At 53.2% G+C, this 18,233-nt stretch carries 17 protein-coding genes, 2 tRNA genes and 1 pseudogene; 10 read left to right on the plus strand and 10 right to left on the minus strand.

The window, feature by feature from the left end; genetic code table 11:
• Positions 1-328 (plus strand): annotated as a pseudogene (locus GA0061070_RS13390) (IS4 family transposase); the annotation flags it as partial.
• Between the two features lie 53 nt (positions 329-381).
• Positions 382-1,251 (plus strand): DMT family transporter, encoded by an 870-nt coding sequence (locus GA0061070_RS13395; RefSeq protein ID WP_090136600.1) that lies wholly within the window; start codon positions 382-384, stop codon positions 1,249-1,251.
• Here the strand turns inward: GA0061070_RS13395 and GA0061070_RS13400 are convergent.
• The gene (locus GA0061070_RS13400) at positions 1,240-2,118 is read right to left on the minus strand and encodes a PhzF family phenazine biosynthesis protein (RefSeq protein WP_244153120.1); all 879 of its coding nucleotides are present in this window, start codon (positions 2,116-2,118) and stop codon (positions 1,240-1,242) included. The two genes, GA0061070_RS13395 and GA0061070_RS13400, sit on opposite strands and share 12 nt — an antisense overlap.
• Positions 2,103-3,521 carry an MFS transporter gene (locus GA0061070_RS13405; RefSeq protein WP_090136601.1) on the minus strand — a complete coding sequence of 473 codons (1,419 nt, stop codon included), beginning with the start codon at positions 3,519-3,521 and terminating at the stop codon, positions 2,103-2,105. Before GA0061070_RS13405 ends, GA0061070_RS13400 begins: the two co-directional genes overlap by 16 nt.
• A 108-nt stretch (positions 3,522-3,629) precedes the next feature.
• On the opposite strand from GA0061070_RS13405, the gene GA0061070_RS13410 reads away from it, so the two are divergent.
• A complete protein-coding gene (locus tag GA0061070_RS13410) occupies positions 3,630-4,502 on the plus strand; it encodes a helix-turn-helix transcriptional regulator (RefSeq protein WP_090136602.1) in 873 nt (290 codons plus the stop codon).
• Here the strand turns inward: GA0061070_RS13410 and GA0061070_RS13415 are convergent.
• Both GA0061070_RS13415 and GA0061070_RS13420 read right to left on the minus strand, forming a co-directional pair.
• The gene (locus GA0061070_RS13415; protein ID WP_090136603.1) at positions 4,477-4,863 is read right to left on the minus strand and encodes an MmcQ/YjbR family DNA-binding protein; all 387 of its coding nucleotides are present in this window, start codon (positions 4,861-4,863) and stop codon (positions 4,477-4,479) included. The two genes, GA0061070_RS13410 and GA0061070_RS13415, sit on opposite strands and share 26 nt — an antisense overlap.
• Positions 4,853-5,443 carry a TetR/AcrR family transcriptional regulator gene (locus GA0061070_RS13420; RefSeq protein WP_090136604.1) on the minus strand — a complete coding sequence of 197 codons (591 nt, stop codon included), beginning with the start codon at positions 5,441-5,443 and terminating at the stop codon, positions 4,853-4,855. Before GA0061070_RS13420 ends, GA0061070_RS13415 begins: the two co-directional genes overlap by 11 nt.
• Before the next feature lie 192 nt (positions 5,444-5,635).
• Between GA0061070_RS13420 and GA0061070_RS13425 the strand changes: the two genes are divergently transcribed.
• Both GA0061070_RS13425 and GA0061070_RS13430 read left to right on the plus strand, forming a co-directional pair.
• Positions 5,636-6,736 (plus strand): MBL fold metallo-hydrolase, encoded by a 1,101-nt coding sequence (locus GA0061070_RS13425; protein ID WP_090136605.1) that lies wholly within the window; start codon positions 5,636-5,638, stop codon positions 6,734-6,736.
• A gap of 38 nt (positions 6,737-6,774) precedes the next feature.
• A complete protein-coding gene (locus GA0061070_RS13430; RefSeq protein ID WP_043952807.1) occupies positions 6,775-7,116 on the plus strand; it encodes a RamA family antibiotic efflux transcriptional regulator in 342 nt (113 codons plus the stop codon).
• 40 nt (positions 7,117-7,156) lie between these two features.
• On the opposite strand, the gene GA0061070_RS13435 is transcribed toward GA0061070_RS13430, so the two are convergent.
• Together GA0061070_RS13435 and GA0061070_RS13440 are read right to left on the minus strand one after the other, a co-directional pair.
• Positions 7,157-7,549 carry a YfeC-like transcriptional regulator gene (locus tag GA0061070_RS13435; RefSeq protein ID WP_090136606.1) on the minus strand — a complete coding sequence of 131 codons (393 nt, stop codon included), beginning with the start codon at positions 7,547-7,549 and terminating at the stop codon, positions 7,157-7,159.
• A gap of 1 nt (position 7,550) precedes the next feature.
• On the minus strand, positions 7,551-7,907 hold the full coding sequence (locus GA0061070_RS13440) for a YfeC-like transcriptional regulator (RefSeq protein WP_090136607.1): 357 nt from the start codon (positions 7,905-7,907) through the stop codon (positions 7,551-7,553).
• Positions 7,908-8,127: 220 nt separating this feature from the next.
• Between GA0061070_RS13440 and GA0061070_RS13450 the strand changes: the two genes are divergently transcribed.
• From GA0061070_RS13450 to GA0061070_RS13460, 3 genes are all read left to right on the plus strand, one after another.
• Positions 8,128-8,203, plus strand: a tRNA-Ala gene (locus GA0061070_RS13450).
• A gap of 41 nt (positions 8,204-8,244) precedes the next feature.
• Positions 8,245-8,320, plus strand: a tRNA-Ala gene (locus GA0061070_RS13455).
• Positions 8,321-8,541: 221 nt separating this feature from the next.
• Positions 8,542-10,731 carry an EAL domain-containing protein gene (locus tag GA0061070_RS13460; RefSeq protein ID WP_090136608.1) on the plus strand — a complete coding sequence of 730 codons (2,190 nt, stop codon included), beginning with the start codon at positions 8,542-8,544 and terminating at the stop codon, positions 10,729-10,731.
• A 47-nt stretch (positions 10,732-10,778) separates the two neighbouring features.
• Here the strand turns inward: GA0061070_RS13460 and GA0061070_RS13465 are convergent, their stop codons facing one another.
• Positions 10,779-11,966 carry a NupC/NupG family nucleoside CNT transporter gene (locus tag GA0061070_RS13465; protein ID WP_090136609.1) on the minus strand — a complete coding sequence of 396 codons (1,188 nt, stop codon included), beginning with the start codon at positions 11,964-11,966 and terminating at the stop codon, positions 10,779-10,781.
• Between the two features lie 354 nt (positions 11,967-12,320).
• On the opposite strand from GA0061070_RS13465, the gene GA0061070_RS13470 reads away from it, so the two are divergent.
• Positions 12,321-13,559, plus strand: a complete 1,239-nt coding sequence (locus GA0061070_RS13470) for an Nramp family divalent metal transporter (protein WP_090136610.1) — start codon at positions 12,321-12,323, stop codon at positions 13,557-13,559.
• A 77-nt stretch (positions 13,560-13,636) separates the two neighbouring features.
• Here GA0061070_RS13470 and GA0061070_RS13475 read toward each other — a convergent pair whose 3' ends face one another.
• Together GA0061070_RS13475 and mgrA are read right to left on the minus strand one after the other, a co-directional pair.
• Positions 13,637-13,969 (minus strand): DUF2502 domain-containing protein, encoded by a 333-nt coding sequence (locus tag GA0061070_RS13475; RefSeq protein WP_090136611.1) that lies wholly within the window; start codon positions 13,967-13,969, stop codon positions 13,637-13,639.
• A gap of 122 nt (positions 13,970-14,091) precedes the next feature.
• Positions 14,092-15,090, minus strand: a complete 999-nt coding sequence (gene mgrA, locus GA0061070_RS13480) for an L-glyceraldehyde 3-phosphate reductase (protein ID WP_090136612.1) — start codon at positions 15,088-15,090, stop codon at positions 14,092-14,094.
• A gap of 192 nt (positions 15,091-15,282) precedes the next feature.
• Between mgrA and GA0061070_RS13485 the strand changes: the two genes are divergently transcribed.
• A complete protein-coding gene (locus tag GA0061070_RS13485; protein ID WP_090136655.1) occupies positions 15,283-16,938 on the plus strand; it encodes an alpha-keto acid decarboxylase family protein in 1,656 nt (551 codons plus the stop codon).
• A gap of 3 nt (positions 16,939-16,941) precedes the next feature.
• Here the strand turns inward: GA0061070_RS13485 and GA0061070_RS13490 are convergent, their stop codons facing one another.
• Positions 16,942-18,177: an ion channel protein gene (locus GA0061070_RS13490; protein WP_090136613.1), complete on the minus strand. Its 1,236-nt coding sequence runs from the start codon at positions 18,175-18,177 to the stop codon at positions 16,942-16,944.
• Positions 18,178-18,233: the final 56 nt, after the last annotated feature.

The raw sequence follows: 18,233 nt of genomic DNA on the forward strand, positions 1-18,233 counted from the left end.
AAAGCCGGAGCTTGTGGAGCAAGAGCTGTGGGGTGTCTTACTGGCTTATAATCTGGTGAGATATCAGATGATTAAAATGGCGGAACATCTGAAAGGTTACTGGCCGAATCAACTGAGTTTCTCAGAATCATGCGGAATGGTGATGAGAATGCTGATGACATTGCAGGGCGCATCACCGGGACGTATACCGGAGCTGATGCGCGATCTTGCAAGTATGGGACAACTTGTGAAATTACCGACAAGAAGGGAAAGGGCCTTCCCGAGAGTGGTAAAGGAGAGGCCCTGGAAATACCCCACAGCCCCGAAAAAGAGCCAGTCAGTTGCTTAACTGACTGGCATTACAGCTTTCCGTGCTGGCTTTTTTATTGCTCTGGAGCTGACATGACCCGGCAACGACAAGCCGACCTCTTCCTTGTTCTGACCACGATGATTGCCGCCTGCGGCTGGATTTTCTCGCGCGAGGCTATTTCTGGCATGCCGGTCTTCGCCTTCCTCGGGCTGCGTTTTTTCGGCGCCGCGCTGGTACTGCTGCCGTTTTGTCGTGGTCAGCGTATTGCGTGGGAAAAAATGCGCCAGGTGGTGATTAGTGGCCTGTGGATGGCGCTTAATCTCTGTCTGTGGATCTGGTCGGTATCGACCACGGCATCGCTGGGTGAGGGGGCATTTATCATGAGCCTGTCAATGCTGTTTGTCCCGCTGGTTGCCTGGGGAATGATGCGCACCCGCCCGGCACGCGCGTACTGGGAGTGCCTGCCGGTGGCGATTATTGGCCTGGGGCTGTTAAGCCTGCATATGCCGATTACGTTTCATGCCAGCCAGGGCTGGTTCCTGCTGACGGCTTTCGTGCAATCGATCTACTTTTGCTATACCAGCCGCTGTGCGCGGGAAGTACCGCTATTGCCGTTGACGGCAGTGCAACTGGCGATTACTGGTATTGCCGGACTGGTGATTTCGCTGCTGTTTGAATCATGGACGCAGCCATTCACCGCCACTACCGCAGGCTGGCTGGCGGCAAGCATTCTGATCGCCACCAGTTTGCGCTTTGGCCTGCAATTGCAGGGGCAGAAATATGCCGCCGTTGCCAGCGCTGCCATTATTATGGTGCTGGAGCCGCTGTTAACGGTGATTGCCGCCTCCCTCTGGTACGGCGAGCGTCTGCCGTTGCAAAAAATTATCGGCGGAGTGCTGATCCTGCTTGCGCAGGTCTGGTTCCGCTGGCGTATGGTGTCGCGTCTGCCTTCAAAGGTGTAACGTTCCTGCCAGTACCGTATGTGCCATGCCGCTCATCAGCACGCGGCCATCGTCGGTGCAGTGAAGCGCCAGTACGCCGCCGCGCCGTGATGCCTGGTAAGCGGTAAGCGAGCGCTTATCCAGGCGCTCTGACCAGTATGCTGCCAGCGCGCAGTGTGCCGAGCCGGTGACCGGATCTTCATTGACGCCAACCCACGGCGCGAAATAACGCGACAGTACATCATATTCCCCATCGCCAGGCGCGGTAACGGCTACACCGCGCCCCGGTAGTGCGCCCAGTGTCTGGAAGTCGGGCTGCAATGTCCGTACGATCTGCGCATCATCAACCACCACCAGTTGTTTCGGGCCAAACAGGCCGTAATCACGTACTTGCGCGCGCTCCAGACCGAGCGCATCAAGTAATGCCGGTGGTGCTGCGCTGTGCAGTTGCGGGGTGAGTAACGGGAAATCGAGCTGGATACTCTCTGCGCCCAGCGTGGCGGATAGCGGGCCGGAGAGCGTCTGAAAAGTAATTGTTTCACCCGCTTGCAGCAGCCCGGTCTGGCGCAGGATATGCGCCATCGCCAGCGTACCGTGTCCGCACAAATCCACTTCTGCCTTTGGTGTGAACCAACGCAGGTTGTTATCGGCAAGATTGAGAAACGCGGTTTCCGACACTGCCATCTCATCGGCAATCTGCTGCATTAACCTGCTATCCAGCTCGTGTTGCGTGATGCATACTCCCGCTGGGTTGCCGGAAAAAGGACGCGCACTGAATGCGTCCACCTGATAAATATTGAGTTCCACCGCTTCACTCTCTTCGTCACAAAATAATAACACTACCCCTGTTTCGCGATAACGGATAGCGTTCTTTAGCTGGCCGGACAACGGTGAGCCAGTTGCTGGCGCGCACTGACTGCCGCTGCTGCCAGTACCAGCATCATTACCACTTCTGTCACCAGAAAACCGCTTAGTGCGGTGCTGTAATTGCCGTGTGATTGACCTACCAGGTAGAGAAATACGCTGCCAAGCGCGGCCGGGCCGAGACCGAATGTCGCTTGTTGCAGTGTGCTGAGTAACGCGCTACCAGCGCCCGCATCCTGCGTGGTGATGTCCCGCATTCCGATGCGGTAAAAGCTGTTCACAATCAGCGCCTGGCCGTAGCCAATTAGTGCTGTGGAAGGCGCCAGCGCCAGTGCGCCGACCATCCGCCCGGAGAGTTGTAACGTGGCAATCAACGCCAGCAGGCCGCTCACCTGAATGACCAGCCCGGTCAGTAAAATTGTACGCATGCTGTAACGGGCAATCAGTTTCGGCGCATACCAGGCGGAGACAAAATAGGCGATACCGAGTGCCACAAAGCTGTTGCCGGACTGGTACGGCGTCATTCCCATGCCTGCCTGCAATGTCAGCGCCATGCAGAACATAAAGCCGGACCAGGCGGTGAAGAATAGCAGCGCAATCAGCAGACCAAAACGAACGCTATGCAGCTTAAGCAGATGCGGCGGTACCAGCGGAACCAGACCAGCGCGCTGTTGTTGCAAGGCGCTGGTACGCATCCACAGAGCCAGCGGAAACAGCGCCAGCAGCGCGGCCTGCGTTGACCACGGCCAGTGCAGTTCCGGGCCCAGCGCCAGTGGGAATAGCAGGCAGCAGAGGATTAACGCCAGCGCTAAAGTGCCCTGCCAGTCAATACGAGTCCGGGTGTCGTTGTGCGTCTCCGGCAGGTAGCGGTTCAGCGCCAGTATCAGCAGACAAATCGGTACATTGATAAAGAAGGCATTGCGCCAGCCCAGCCCGGCGATATCAGCCGATACCAGCCAGCCACCGCACATCTGACCAATAATGAATGATACGCCGCCAATGCCGCCATACAGACTAATAGCGCGGGCATGTGCGGTGCCTTTTAACGTGACATGCAACGTGGCGAGAATTTGCGGCACGATCAGCGCCGCGCCGATGCCCTGTAACGTGCGGGCGGCCAACAATGCGGAGACGGAATTCGCCAGGCCGCACAGCAGCGAGGCGAGACCAAAGAGCGCTACGCCCACTAAAAACAGGCGCTTGCGGCCAAAGTTATCGCCCAGCTTGCTGCCCATCGCCAGACAGACGGCAAACGCCACGCCGTACAGGGCAACGATCAACGCCAGTTGCGTGGCGCTGGTGTGCAACGACTGGGTAATCGAGTCGAGTGCAACGTTGGTGATTGAGGTATCTATCTGGGGCAACATCTGCCCGGTTAGCAGAAGGATCAGGCCTGCCCGGCCTGGTGAAACAGCAGACGTTTTCATGGTGACTCCATTGCGTCATTCATCAGATGGACGTAGCATCACCGATTAGAAAAACGGGTACCAGTTCTTACGTATACTGGTACTGGCACTACTATGCTGGAGGGGGTAATGACGCTGATAAGCGATCGAATGGTGGATGTGACCATCCAGGATGAAAACCGCAAACAGCTCGGCGCATTTTTACGCGCCCGCCGGGAGAGCCTCGATCCGCAGCGTCTGGGGTTGCCACGCAGCGGTCGGCGGCGCACGCCAGGGCTGCGACGGGAAGAGGTGGCGCTGCTGGCTGATGTTGGCGTCACCTGGTATACCTGGCTGGAGCAGGGACGGGATGTAAACCCTTCGTCAGCGGTTTTACAAGCCATTGCCAGCGCATTGCAGTGTTCTCCAACCGAAACGCGGCACCTGTTTTTACTCGCCGGATTAACGCCTGCCGAAACGCTGAATGTGCCGCAATGTGAGGGAATTAGCGAGGGTACGCGCCGTTTGCTGGATAGTCTGCTGCCGCAACCGGCCAGTATTCAGAAACCTAATTTTGATATTGTGGCATGGAACGTCGCTTTTGAGCGCCTGATGGGGGTTAAGTTCAATGAAATTCCCGAAGATGAGCGCAATTGTATTTACCTTTATCTCACGCATCCGCAGTGGCGTAGCCGTCTTGGCAGCGATGACAGCGTATTGCAGACATTTGTGGCCTATTTTCGTGCGGCGATGGCGGAGCACCGTGGCGATCCGTTATGGGAAGCGAAGCTGGCGCGTTTTTGCGCGGCATCCAGCGAGTTTGCCACGCTGTGGCGGAAATATCTGGATGTGCGCGGCGTGGAAAATAAGCTGAAACTGTTTACTCATCCGCAGCTGGGAGAGTTCACCTTACAGCAAATGTACTGGTACTCAGCGCCGCGTAACGGTTCGCGGCTGCTGGTTTATCTGCCGGTGGATGCGCCTGGCGAGCGGGCGCTTAGCTGGCTGGCTGAGAACGCGTAGGGCGCAGTCGCTGCTGCTCTTTGCGCGAAAGACCGTCCACCACCCGATCCCACGACGTCTGAATCAGCGAGGCAAGCAGCGATTCGTCGATCTCTTCCCCGGCATAGACCGAAATCCAGTGTTTTTTGTTCATGTGATACCCCGGTTCAATACTGGGGTAGATTTGCTGGTTGAGCAGGGAACTTTGCGGTTCCGCTTTCAGGGTTACCATCGGTCTGCCGTGGGCGGTAGTGGTTAGCATAAAAATTTTGCCGCATACTTTGAACACATCATGCTCCGGGCCAAACGGCCAGCAGTGCTCGGTAAACGGCAGCTCAAGCGCAATACGGTGCGCGCAGGCCTGCAATGCTTTACTGTCCATTTATTCCCTCAGCCGTGAGTGCGCGCCACATTGCCTCAAAACCGAGGCGTTTGATCTCTTTAGCTCGGGAGGGATCGCGGCTGGCAAAGGTGATAGTGGTATCCGCCAGCGTCAGGAAAATGGCATCGCCAAACGGCGCAAATTCGCCGTTGAGAAAAACCGGCAAGACCGAGCGGTGGCAGAGCTCGTGCAGCTCCGGAAAGATAGCGGTAACCTGCTGGCGGGTTTCCGGGCGCAGTTTTTCGCTGACGGAAATTTGCCGCACCGCGCAGTGGCCGTTAGGGTGACGAATACCCCAGTCGATATAGCTGTCCCAGACTGAATGTGTATGCACTTTTGAATCGCTGATGGTGCGATCGAGATTCTCCAGCATGGTGCCGCACAGGTCAGTTTTCAGATGCAGATAAAGTGCGTTCAGCAGGTCGTCTTTGGTGGCGAAGTAGCGAAACAGCGTCCCTTCCGCAACTCCCGCATTGCGGGCTATTAAGGCGGTGGAAGCGGCGATCCCGGATTGCGCGATAGCTTCGGTTGCTGCTTCCAGTAACGCTTGCTTTTTGTCTTCACTCTTTGGACGAGCCACTACATTTTTCCCCATACTTTATAAAAACCACAATTGAAGCATGCCCACCAAGGGGCTGCAACGTTGAATGTCAAAGAAAGAAAATGATCTTGACGGTTTGCTGTCCTTTTCTATAATGAGTGCTTACTCACTCATAATCAAGTTTGTTTCATGTCGTCTCTACGGACTGGAGCGATTTCTTCGGGTCAGGATATGAAACGTCTCACTTTCAGCGTGGTCATGGTTATGCTCGTTGCGTCCGCCGCCAGTTTACCCTTTGTTTTGAATGCAGGATTTGGCAAAGCGCCGCAAGGCGAACAGCTTACTGAAGTCGAAAAATCACCCCATTACCGTGACGGCAAATTTCAAAATACGTTGCCGACGCCAGGCTTTACCGGCAAGAAAAATATGCTGGCCGCGTGGTGGGATTTTCTGGTCACTAAACGGGAAAACGCCCGTCCGCAGCAACCGCTGCCAATGGTACAAACGGATCTTGCCAGCCTGCCTGTTGAACAGGACTCGCTGGTATGGATGGGGCACTCTTCGTGGTACCTGCATCTGGCGGGCAAACGCATCCTGATCGATCCTGTGTTGAGCGACTACGCTGCGCCGTTTTCATTTCTCAATAAAGCGTTTGCCGGGAATGAGGCATGGACAGCGCAGAGCCTGCCGGAGATCGATCTGCTGATCATTTCTCACGATCACTATGACCATCTGGATTACGCCACTATCAAGGCGTTGATGCCGAAAATCAAACAGGTCGTGACGCCGTTGGGCGTTGGTTCGCACCTGCGTTACTGGGGCATGAATCCGCAGATTATTCGTGAAGCGGACTGGCAGCAGAACGTGGCGATCAACGATGAACTAACGGTTCATGTGCTGCCGTCTCGCCATTTCTCCGGGCGTGGCCTGAAACGTAATCAGACGCTGTGGGCCAGTTTTATGTTTGTCACCGACCAACGCAAGGTCTATTACAGCGGCGATACCGGTTATGGCCCACATTTTAAAACCATCGGCGAGCAGTTTGGTACGGTGGATATCGCCATCATGGAGAACGGCCAGTATGACGAAGACTGGAAGTACATCCATATGATGCCGGAGCAGGCCGCGCAGGCGGCGGAAGAGATTAATGCACGCGCGGTTCTGCCGGGCCACGCGGGGCGCTTTGTGTTGGCAAAACACTCATGGGACGATCCGTACAAACGGCTGGCGGCAGCAAGCCGGGGCAAAAATTTCCGTTTACTGACACCGATGCTGGGCGAACCGGTTCTTGCGGCTAACGATGCGCAGGAATTCCGTGCCTGGTGGGAATAAACCCGTTTATTAATCGAAGAGCAGAGGGGGAGCGCAGTATGACTATTTCCGCTCAGGTTATCGACACTATCGTCGAGTGGATCGATGACAATCTCCATCAACCGCTACGTATTGATGATATTGCAGCGCACGCGGGCTATTCCAAATGGCACCTGCAACGTCTCTTCTTGCAGTACAAAGGGGAGAGTCTTGGGCGTTATATTCGCGAGCGGAAACTGTCGCTTGCTGCGCAGGATTTACTCAATACTAATCAGAAGGTTTACGATATCTGCCTTAAGTACGGTTTTGATTCGCAACAAACCTTCACGCGTACCTTTACCCGCACGTTTAATCAGCCGCCGGGGGCGTATCGTCGGGAGAACCACCCGCATACGCATTAAACGCATGAACTAAAAACCGGCCATTAAGAAGGCTGGTTTTTTACTCATCGATCGTCTGCGTTATGCCGAGACGCTGTAAAAAGCCACAGATCCCTTCGCGGGCCAGTAACAGCGCCAACAGTTTCTGTTCTTCGGGCGTCATATTCTGCAAAACTTTGACAATCTCCTGTAGCGAACTGTTTTCACTCGCATAGGATGGTGCCGGTTCTGCGATAGAGTAAGGAGAATGGTGCTGGCGCATGGAGGGCGTTTTCATCACGAAATTCCGCACTTCTTTGGTGATGTGAATCAGCCTTGCGCGACCACCTTTGATACCGGGTAGTGCTTCCGTTTGCCAACCTTGTTCACGGATCCAGCGATTAACGGTTTGTCTGGCAACACCGAGAAAATCGGCCAGCTCTTCAGTCGTCATTTTGTTAGCGAGTTTCATCATTTTATTTCTGAGTGCGGATGCCAAGACGTTGCAATAACCCGGTTATGCCGTCACGTAAGAGTAGAGAGGTGAGCTGCTTTTGCTCAGCGTCAGTCATCTCTTTCGCCAACGAAATAAACAAAGCTTCAAGTGAGTTGTTACTGACAAATATCGTAGGGGCTGGCTCTTCGCTACGCTGTGCGCTGCGAATAAAGGCGCGTACTTGTTCATTCACATGCACCAGCCGGGCTTTTCCTCCTTGTACTCCAGGTTTTGGCGAGGTGATCCAGCCCTCTCTGCGCACCCATTTATTGATGGTTTGCCGACTGTACCCGGTAAGACTGGCTAACTCTTCTGGTGTCATTCGTTCCTTGAGCATGTAATTTCCAGAATGGTTGTAAGGGTAATTAGTGGTTTATGTTATAGCACCATTTTACTGGAAAATGTGACATGTTTAACTACTGACTGTGAGGAGCTACGCAATGTCCTTAATTTGCATGCTTTTTCAGCGATTGATTGACGCGGTACGATTTTGCCGTTGACACCTGGCAAGGGAATTCATATCATGCCGCCCGTCAACACGACACGCTTTACATAATGGGGCTATAGCTCAGCTGGGAGAGCGCTTGCATGGCATGCAAGAGGTCAGCGGTTCGATCCCGCTTAGCTCCACCAAATTCCGAACCCAACGGAGTTGGCGCGTAAAGACAAATTGTGGGGCTATAGCTCAGCTGGGAGAGCGCTTGCATGGCATGCAAGAGGTCAGCGGTTCGATCCCGCTTAGCTCCACCAAAATTTCAAACCCTCGCGTTTACGCGGGGGTTTTTGCTTTTTAGCTTCCGATTTGTCAATTTATTACAGCAAAAAACTGGAAAAGTAGTCGTTCGGTAAAGCCTCAGTAATGAACAGTATTCGATGGTCTGAAAACTTGATTCATATGATGAATAAACCTATTATTCTGGCTATTCTATTTTTTTTTTTTTTTTTTTGCCAGGATTATTTAATTAACTTTGATGATATATAATAAATACAATTGTATAAGAAAATTTCTGCTCGCGTTAATTTTATGTCTGGTAGCACTTCCTGTTTCTCGTTTTATTTCACCGCGCGCAATTGTTGATGGTTCTACGCTATTTCTGGTATGGCTACCACTAAATGTAACGTTGGCGATTATCTTTTTATTCGGTCGTCATGGGATAATTCCACTAATTATTAGCTTTGCCGTACTGAATGAGTACACATTTCATCTCCCGCATACGGAAGCTGCGGTATTGTTATTCTGCGAGTTATTCCCGGTATTTGCAGTATGTACGATTGTGCGCTGGCGGCTTGGCGCGCGCTGGCGTCACTGTATGCCAAATAGCGACATAGCGGTACGCGTAGCGTGGATAGGATTTGTTGCGCCTTGCGGCATTAAGGCATCAATGTATATTGCCGCAACCTGGTTTAACTATCCGATTAAGATCTCGAATTTTTTCGGCTCCGGAACAATCATTTTCTCTATTATTGATATACAAAGCCTGATTTGCGCAGCGCTAATTTTTACTATGATTGTCTATTATCTGCTACGGATGATAATCAATCCGCGTTTTGCACGAAAATTCTGGTATCGTAATCGCCAGCCTTTTTTATCAGCTAAAAAACGCTTATTTATGCTGGGCTGGCTGGGAGCATTAGTTGCAGCCGTTACTATATTGTGCGCACCTTTTAAAAGTGACTATATTGCCGGATATTTAGTGCCGATTATTTTCATCCTTTTTACCATGGGGATCAGCTGGTTAAGTTATTCATTTATTACACTTAGCTGGTCTGTTTCGGCGTTTATGCTGCTGGCTTATAACAATAACTTCCTGCAGGGGGTGAATTCCGACTACTCGCTGGCGTTTGTCATGTCAGTGTTGATCAGTTTTACCATTTGCATGTTGTATATGATGCAGGTTTTTCGCCGCAGTGAGTGGCTGAAAAGACGCTGGAAATTACAGGCAATGAGCGATCCTCTGACCGGTCTGCCGAATCTGCGCGCGCTGGAAAAGCAGATGGAACAACAGCCCAACGGCGTGGTGTGTTGTCTGCACATGAAGAATATGGAGTTTCTCAGTAAGCATTTCGGCTTGATGATGTGTGTGCATGTGAAGCGCAGCGTTGCCCGGAAACTACAACCTCTGTTGCAGGGGGGCGAGCGTTTTTTCCAGTTGCCCGGTGGTGAACTGTTGTTGTGGTTAAACGGGCCGGAAACGGAGGCGCGTTTACAGCATATGACCGATTTTCTGAACAGTCGTCGCATCCTCTGGAACAACGTCGGCCTTGAAATCGAATTTGGCGCCTCCTGGGGAGTGTTGCACATGTGCGGCGAAGCGCTGCATCAAATGCTCGGGCAATTGAGTTGGCTGGCTGAGAAGGCCAGCGCCGGGCATCAGGTACTGGCGCTCACCAATAGCTTGCAGGCGGTGGCCGGTCAGACTACGAACCGAGTCTTGCAGCTTAACAAGGTTAAACGTGCGCTGGATGAAAATGGCATTCAGCTTTATGGCCAGCCAGTTGTTGATGCGCAAGGGAAGGGGTACCAGGAAATTCTCACCCGGCTTATCAGCAATGGTGAAATCATGATGCCGGATCAATTTATCTCCGTCATTACGCAGTTTAACCTCGGAACACGTTTCGATATGTTGGTGGTTGAACGCCTGTTGCAATGGATGCAGCAGCACCCGCACACCAGCAAGTATGCGCGTTTTTCAGTGAATCTGATGCCGCTGACGTTGATGCAAAAAGCCTTTGCTTCGCAGTTTCTGGCGTTGTTTGAGCATTATGCGATAGCGCCACAGACGGTAATCATCGAAATCACCGAAGAGCAGGCCTTTTCCAATTCCGAAGTCAGCATTCTTAATATCCTGCAATTGCGTCAGGCTGGGTTCAAAATTGCCATCGACGATTTTGGTACCGGTTATGCCAACTTTGAGCGCCTGAAACGGCTGCAAGCGGATATCATCAAGATCGATGGCTGCTTTGTGCGGGATATTCTCCAGGATCAGCAAGATGTGATGATTGTTAAAGCGATTTGTGAACTGGCGAAAGCAAACTCTTTCACTGTTGTGGCGGAGTATGTGGAAAACGAAGCACAACGTGAACTGCTGCTGGAGGCGGGAGTGGATTATCTGCAAGGGTATTTATTTGGCAAACCGCAGCCGTTGACTGATGGCGAATAAAAAACCGGGGAATTCCCCGGTTTGGTTTTTTGTTTCGTGCGTGGCTATCAAATCACCAGCGCGGCGATGGCGGCTGACAGCACGCTGACCAGCGTCGAGCCATACACCAGCTTCAGACCAAAGCGGGAAACGACGTTGCCTTGCTCTTCATTCAGGCCTTTGATCGCGCCTGCGATAATGCCGATAGAGGAGAAGTTTGCGAAGGAAACGAGGAACACCGACAGGATACCTTCAGAGCGTGGGGAGAGGTTAGCTGCGATTTTTTGCAGATCCATCATTGCCACGAATTCGTTAGACACCAGTTTGGTTGCCATGATACTGGCGACCTGCAATGCTTCGTGCGCCGGCACACCCAGAATCCAGGCGATCGGATAGAAGATATAACCGAGAATGCCCTGGAAGGAGATGCCGAAAACAGCAGCAAACAGTGCGTTCAGGCCGGAGATCAGCGCGATAAAGCCGATCAACATTGCCGCCACGATAATCGCCACTTTAAAGCCCGCCAGAATGTATTCACCCAGCATTTCGAAGAAGCTTTGACCTTCGTGCAGTTTTGCCATTTGCAGGTTTTCTTCGCTCTCTTCAACACGGTACGGGTTGATCAGCGACAGAACAATAAAGGTGCTGAACATGTTCAGTACCAGCGCCGCCACCACATATTTTGGCTGGAGCATGGTCATGTACGCGCCGACGATGGACATGGAAACCGTTGACATTGCGGTCGCGGCCATAGTGTACATGCGGTTGCGTGACATTTTGCCGAGGATATCTTTATAGGCAATAAAGTTTTCGGACTGACCCAGAATCAGGGAGCTGACGGCGTTAAAGGACTCCAGTTTGCCCATGCCGTTAACTTTGGAAAGCACCGTCCCGATGGCGCGAATAATGATTGGCAGTACACGAATATGTTGCAGAATACCGATCAAGGCAGAAATAAAGACGATTGGGCATAGCACTTTCAGGAAGAAGAACGCCAGACCCTGGTCATTCATTTTACCGAAGACGAAGTTAGTACCTTCGTTGGCGAAACCGAGCAGTTTTTCAAACATTTCGGAGAAGCCTTTCACGAAACCAAGGCCGATATCAGAGTTCAGGAAGAACCAGGCCAGTAAAACTTCAATCACCAGCAGTTGAATCACAAAACGAATGCGGACCTTCTTGCGATCGCTGCTGAAGAGCAAGGCAAGCAGCGCCACAACAACAAGCGCCAGGACAAAGTGCAGAACGCGGGACATATTTGCTCCAAATATGAGACGGGTAGGAATTTTGTGCACATTCTATGTAACAAGCGGAAAGAAAACGAGATCAAACACACACTATATTGATGTCGTGTGACCAGACTCAAAAATAGTGATCAAACATACATTTCTGTTATGTTAAGTAAAGGCGTGAAAAGTTACGTTGAAATGCTACACTCTTAACATAATTCGGCGATGATTCCTGCTATCGCCGTCACCATCCTTGCGATCCGGCCCTTCTATCGTTTCTGGCTATCAGAGAAATCAGGTAAATCCACTACAAATGAACTTGATAATCATTCTCACATTGCTAGCATGAAACATAGCAAAGGCTATATTTAGGGGCAATAAATGAACAGTAGTCGCGTTGAGAATAGTAGTGGGCGTGCAGCGCGCAAGGTAAAGCTGGCGCTAATGGGGCCTGCGTTTATTGCCGCCATTGGTTACATCGATCCGGGGAATTTCGCCACCAACATCCAGGCTGGAGCCAGCTTCGGCTACCAGTTGCTGTGGGTTGTTGTGTGGGCCAACATCATGGCGATGTTGATACAGTTGCTGTCTGCCAAGCTCGGTATCGCCACCGGAAAAAATCTTGCTGAGCAGATCCGCGATCACTATCCGCGTCCACTGGTGTGGTTTTACTGGATTCAGGCTGAAATCATCGCCATGGCGACCGATCTGGCTGAATTTATTGGTGCCGCGATTGGCTTCAAATTGATCCTTGGCGTTTCTCTGCTACAAGGCGCAGTACTCACCGGTATTGCGACATTCCTTATTTTGATGCTGCAACGTCGCGGGCAAAAACCCCTCGAGAAAGTCATTGGCGGGCTGCTGCTGTTTGTGGCGGCGGCATACATTGTTGAGTTGGCCTTTTCGCAGCCGAAGCTGGCGCAACTGGCGCAAGGTATTGTCATCCCCAGCTTGCCGGGGTCAGACGCCGTGTTCCTTGCCGCTGGTGTTCTGGGCGCGACTATCATGCCACATGTGATTTACCTGCACTCGTCGCTGACACAGCATCTGCATCAGGGTACGCAGCGCGAGCGCTACTCTGCGACAAAATGGGACGTAGGTATTGCCATGACCATTGCTGGCTTTGTTAACCTGGCGATGATGGCGACGGCAGCGGCGGCGTTTCATTTTAACGGACATAGCGGTGTGGCGGATCTCGATCAGGCTTATTTGACGCTGGAACCGCTTTTAAGCCATGCAGCGGCAACCATTTTTGGTTTGAGTCTGGTGGCGGCCGGCCTCTCCTCCACCGTGGTGGGGACGCTGGCGGGACAGGTGGTGATGCAGGGGTTTGTCCGTTTTCACATTCCGCTATGGGTGCGCCGTAGCATTACCATGATGCCGTCGTTTATTGTTATCTGGCTGGGGCTGGATCCGACCCGCATCCTGGTGATGAGCCAGGTGCTGTTGAGCTTCGGCATCGCACTGGCATTGGTGCCGTTACTGGTCTTTACCAGTGACCGTAAATTGATGGGTGGGCTGGTAAACAGCACGCTGGTGCAACGCACAGGTTGGTTAATTGTGGTGCTGGTGGTGAGCTTAAATGGCTGGCTGCTGATCGGAACACTTGCAGGTTTATAATGAAAATGCCCGCAGGCATTTGGCGTTGCGGGCAGGGTGTTGAATGCCGGATAGCGGGGCGCTACCCGGCACGGAAATTAGTGGTGATGGCCACGCCCCGGGCCGCCATGATCATCCCGGTCGCGCCAGCCTTCGCGATAACCGCTCTCGTAAGCATCGCGCTTATCCCAACCGCGATCCCAGCCACGGTGCCAGCCGCGATCGTGTTTGTACCAACGGTCACCGCGCCATTCATAATTGCGACCCCAGTAGTCCCGATCACGCCAGCGTCCGCCATCCCAGTAGTTACCATAGTTATCGCGATCGCCAATTTGCAATTTAATCGACGGCAACAGGGTGATTTCGCCAGCATTAGCGACCAGCGGTGCTGAAGCCATTAACACTGCTGCCAGAATCAGTGACCTGAACATACTCTTCTCCTCACGATCGGGCCGAAACGGCCTGTTACAACAATTTTACGGGGTGGCAATACCCCGTATTATTGGCGGAACTCTTAAATCGTGAATGGCAGCACTTTTTGCTAAAACAGTATTTATTCTGTACCGCTCAGAATCGTATCGATCTCAGCACGCTCATCCGCAGTGAAGTGACGGTTTTCCAGCATACCAACCGCATCTTCGAGCTGGCTTATCTTGCTGGCGCCAATCAGTACTGACGTCACCTTATCATCCCGCAGTACCCATGCCAGCGCCATCTGCGACAGCTTCTGACCACGCCGTTGCGCCAGCGCATTCAGCGCACGCACGATGTTCAGTTTTTGCGTGGTAAGCTGCTCTGGATTGAGAAAACGGCTACTGCTGGCAGCGCGTGAATCCGCCGGGATCCCCTGCAAATAGCGGTCAGTTAGCTGGCCGCCAGCCAGCGGAGAGAAGGCAATACTGCCCACCCCTTTTTCCTGCAACACATCCAGCAATCCGTCTTCAACCCAGCGTTCAAACATTGAGTATTTGGGCTGATGGGTCAGACAAGGCGTTCCAAGGTCATTAAGAATATCAATCGCTTCCCGCGCCTGTGCCGCCGGATAATTAGACAGACCGACGTACAGTGCTTTGCCCTGGCGCACAATATGATCCAGCGCGCGCATCGTCTCTTTCAACGGTGTTTCCGGATCCGGGCGGTGATGGTAGAAGATATCTACATACTCAAGTCCCATCCGACGCAGGCTTTGATCGAGGCTGGCAATCAAATATTTGCGGGAACCCCAGTCGCCATACGGCCCATCCCACATGGTGTAACCGGCTTTGGTGGAGATAATCAGTTCGTCCCGTAGGGAGTGAAAATCCTCATGCAGGAGACGGCCAAAATTACGTTCAGCCGATCCCGGCGGTGGCCCATAGTTATTGGCAAGGTCGAAGTGTGTAATGCCGAGATTGAAAGCGTACTGCAATAACTGACGGCTGTTTTCCAGCAGCGTGGTATCACCAAAGTTGTGCCACAGACCAAGTGAAATGGCCGGAAGCTTTAACCCACTGTTGCCGCAGCGGCGATAAGCCATATTTTGATAGCGCGCAGGATCTGTCTGATAAGCCATGCCGTACTCCTATTGTGTCTTTGTTGTGTGAGTGTATGCGTTTACACAAACTGGCCTTCCTGAGCGTACACCGGGTTGTGTCGTAAAGCTTACTTTCCACCTGAAATATGACCTCTAACCTGGATTCTAATCACACTTCTTTAATACTCAGATCAACGTTAAAAGCCAGGGATCAACGACATGCGAAACGACATGAAAAGTGATTACTCAATTGCTGACTACTTACTCGACAGGATCGCTGGCTGCGGTATCCACCACCTTTTTGGCGTGCCGGGTGACTATAACCTGCAATTTCTCGATCATGTGATTCAGCACCCGGCTGTGCAGTGGGTAGGTTGTGCGAATGAACTTAACGCCGCCTACGCCGCTGATGGCTACGGGCGTTGTCGGGGAGCGGGCGCATTATTAACCACCTTCGGTGTGGGTGAACTGAGTGCAATCAACGGCGTTGCTGGCAGCTATGCCGAATATGTTCCGCTATTGCATATCGTTGGTGCGCCCTGTAGCGAAGTACAGCAACGAGGTGAGTTGCTGCACCATTCGCTTGGCGACGGTGATTTTCACCATTTTTACCGGATGAGTGAGCCTGTCACCGCTGCACGCGCCATTTTAACAGCGCAAAATGGCTGCTATGAGATCGATCGTGTGCTTGAAGTGATGCTGACGCAGTCCCGTCCCGGTTATCTGATGCTGCCTGCTGATGTGGTGAAAATGCCAGCCATTCCGCCTGTAAACGCTCTCACTATTACCCCGTTCCCGGTAAACGAAGCGTGTCTGAATGCCTTTCGTCAGCATGCGCAGGCGATGTTATCAGCGGGTTCCAGCGTGGCGTTACTGGCCGATTTTCTCGCCCGCCGTTTTGGCGTACATAAGGTGCTGCAATGCTGGATGAAAGATTCACCGTTGCCGCATGCCACCCTGCTGATGGGGAAAGGGTTATTTGATGAAACGCAACCCGGTTTTGTTGGTACATACAGCGGTGCGGCCAGCCCGGCGCCGGTGCGCGAGGCGATAGAGGGCGCGGATACGGTGATCTGCATCGGTACGCGTTTTACTGATACGCTGACCGCCGGGTTTACCCAGCAAATTGCGCAGGAACACACTATTGAAATCCAGCCGTTTGCTGCCCGCGTCGGCGAGGTGTGGTTTAGTGGTATTCCGATGCGCGAGGCGATAGATACGTTGATTCCCCTCGTGCGTGCCAATGCACATTCCGCGGCGGATCATCGCTCGCCTCAGGCTATTCATGCCCCGGTTCATCAGGGGACACTCAATCAGGAGACGTTCTGGCAAACCGTACAGCAATTTATTCGTCCTGATGACATTTTGCTGGCGGATCAGGGCACAGCGGCGTTTGGGGCGGCTTCCCTGCGTCTGCCTGCCGGAGCGGATCTGCTGGTGCAGCCATTATGGGGTTCGATTGGTTTCTGCTTGCCTGCCGCGTTTGGCGCGCAAACCGCCTGCCCGCAACGCCGGGTGGTGTTGATCACTGGCGATGGCGCGGCGCAACTGACGATTCAGGAACTGGGATCGATGCTGCGTGATGGGCAACGACCAATCATTTTACTGCTCAACAATGACGGCTATACGGTCGAGCGTGCTATCCACGGCGCAAAACAGCGCTATAACGACATTGCTCGCTGGAACTGGACCCATCTTCCCCATGCTTTAAGCGTGGATTGCCAGGCCGAATGCTGGCGTGTGAGTGAAACCGTGCAATTGGCCCAGGCGCTGGAAGCAGCGGCACATCATCATCGTCTTGCGTTGATAGAAGTGATGCTACCAAAAACCGATCTACCGGATCTATTACGGGATGTCACCCATGCACTCGAAGCGCGTAATAGCTAACTGTTATTGATCGCGCCGGGGAACAATCATCATCGGTTTCCCGATCAGTAGCAGCCAGGCGGGAAGGATCACGATGCACAACAGCGGCAGCAGAGTCGTATCCGGCACCACCACGGCGGCAAGAAACAGGCTCAGCCAGCCATCGCGCGTTACCACCAACACCATACCGAGCACCGCGCAAGAAACCGTCACGGCGGCGGGTACGGCATCGACATGCTTGTGCAGCATCAACCCGAGCGCCACACCGACAAATACCGCCGGAAAAATACGCCCGCCACGAAAACCGCAGGCAGCAGCTACCACCAGTGCAGCCAGTTTTACTACCGCAAACAGCAGGTAATCCGTCACCGTTAGCGTCTGGGCGAAAGCCAGTTGTTGCATCTCGTCCAGTCCCTTAAATAGCGTGACCGGCCCGCCAATGATCCCCAGCAGGCCAAGCAGGAAGCCGCCAACGCCAAGAACCAGCACCGGGTTGTGCAGTTGGTGCATCAACCGGTGCAGGCGCGGCAGGCACCAGACGGCAACCATACCCAGCGCGATGGCAAATACAGTAACCACCGCACCGCTGATGATATCGACGATATGCAACTGGGGATAACGGGGGATTGGCAGGGCAAAATGGGGCAGAGCGAACAAACTGCTGGTCAGTGCGCCAGCCGCAGCAGCCATCAACGGTGCTAATAAACGGTCCCACAGCGGCACGTCATTGCTGGCGGTCAGGGTTTGTGAAAAAACCAGTGCTGCCGCTACCGGTGTACCGAACAGCGCACCAAGGGTGCCCGCCGAGGCGAGAATGGTCCAGTCCAGTGGTGCTACGCGAGGGAAGACGTGTGCCCCCAGCGCTACCGCGAGCGCAATATTGAGTACCATTACCGGATGTTCTGGCCCCAGGCTAACGCCACCCGCCAGCCCGAGGATCAGCGCCAGTACCAGGCCGGGCAGCGCTTTGACTGACACTGGTGCATTGATCAGTGGGACGCTCGCCGGATCCGGACCGCCGTGTCCGCGACTGAAACGGATCACCAAACCAACGGCGATCCCGGTCAGCGTCAGTATCGATAAGATCCAGCCCGGCGAATCGGATGCAATGCCCAACTGCCCAGGAATAGCACTCCACAAAACGGCTTGCAGCAGCGAAGCTATCTTCATTACCAGTAGCAGCACAAGGCTGGAGGCCACGCCGATAGTCAGCGCAGGCAGGGCCAGCAGTAACAGTGTTCTGGCTCGCGGATGAAGCATACATAGATCCTTGTAAAGACGTCGGGATGACGCAAAACAATCTGGCGGCAGCCCGT

The organism is Kosakonia oryziphila (assembly GCF_900094795.1).
Classification (GTDB): domain Bacteria; phylum Pseudomonadota; class Gammaproteobacteria; order Enterobacterales; family Enterobacteriaceae; genus Kosakonia; species Kosakonia oryziphila.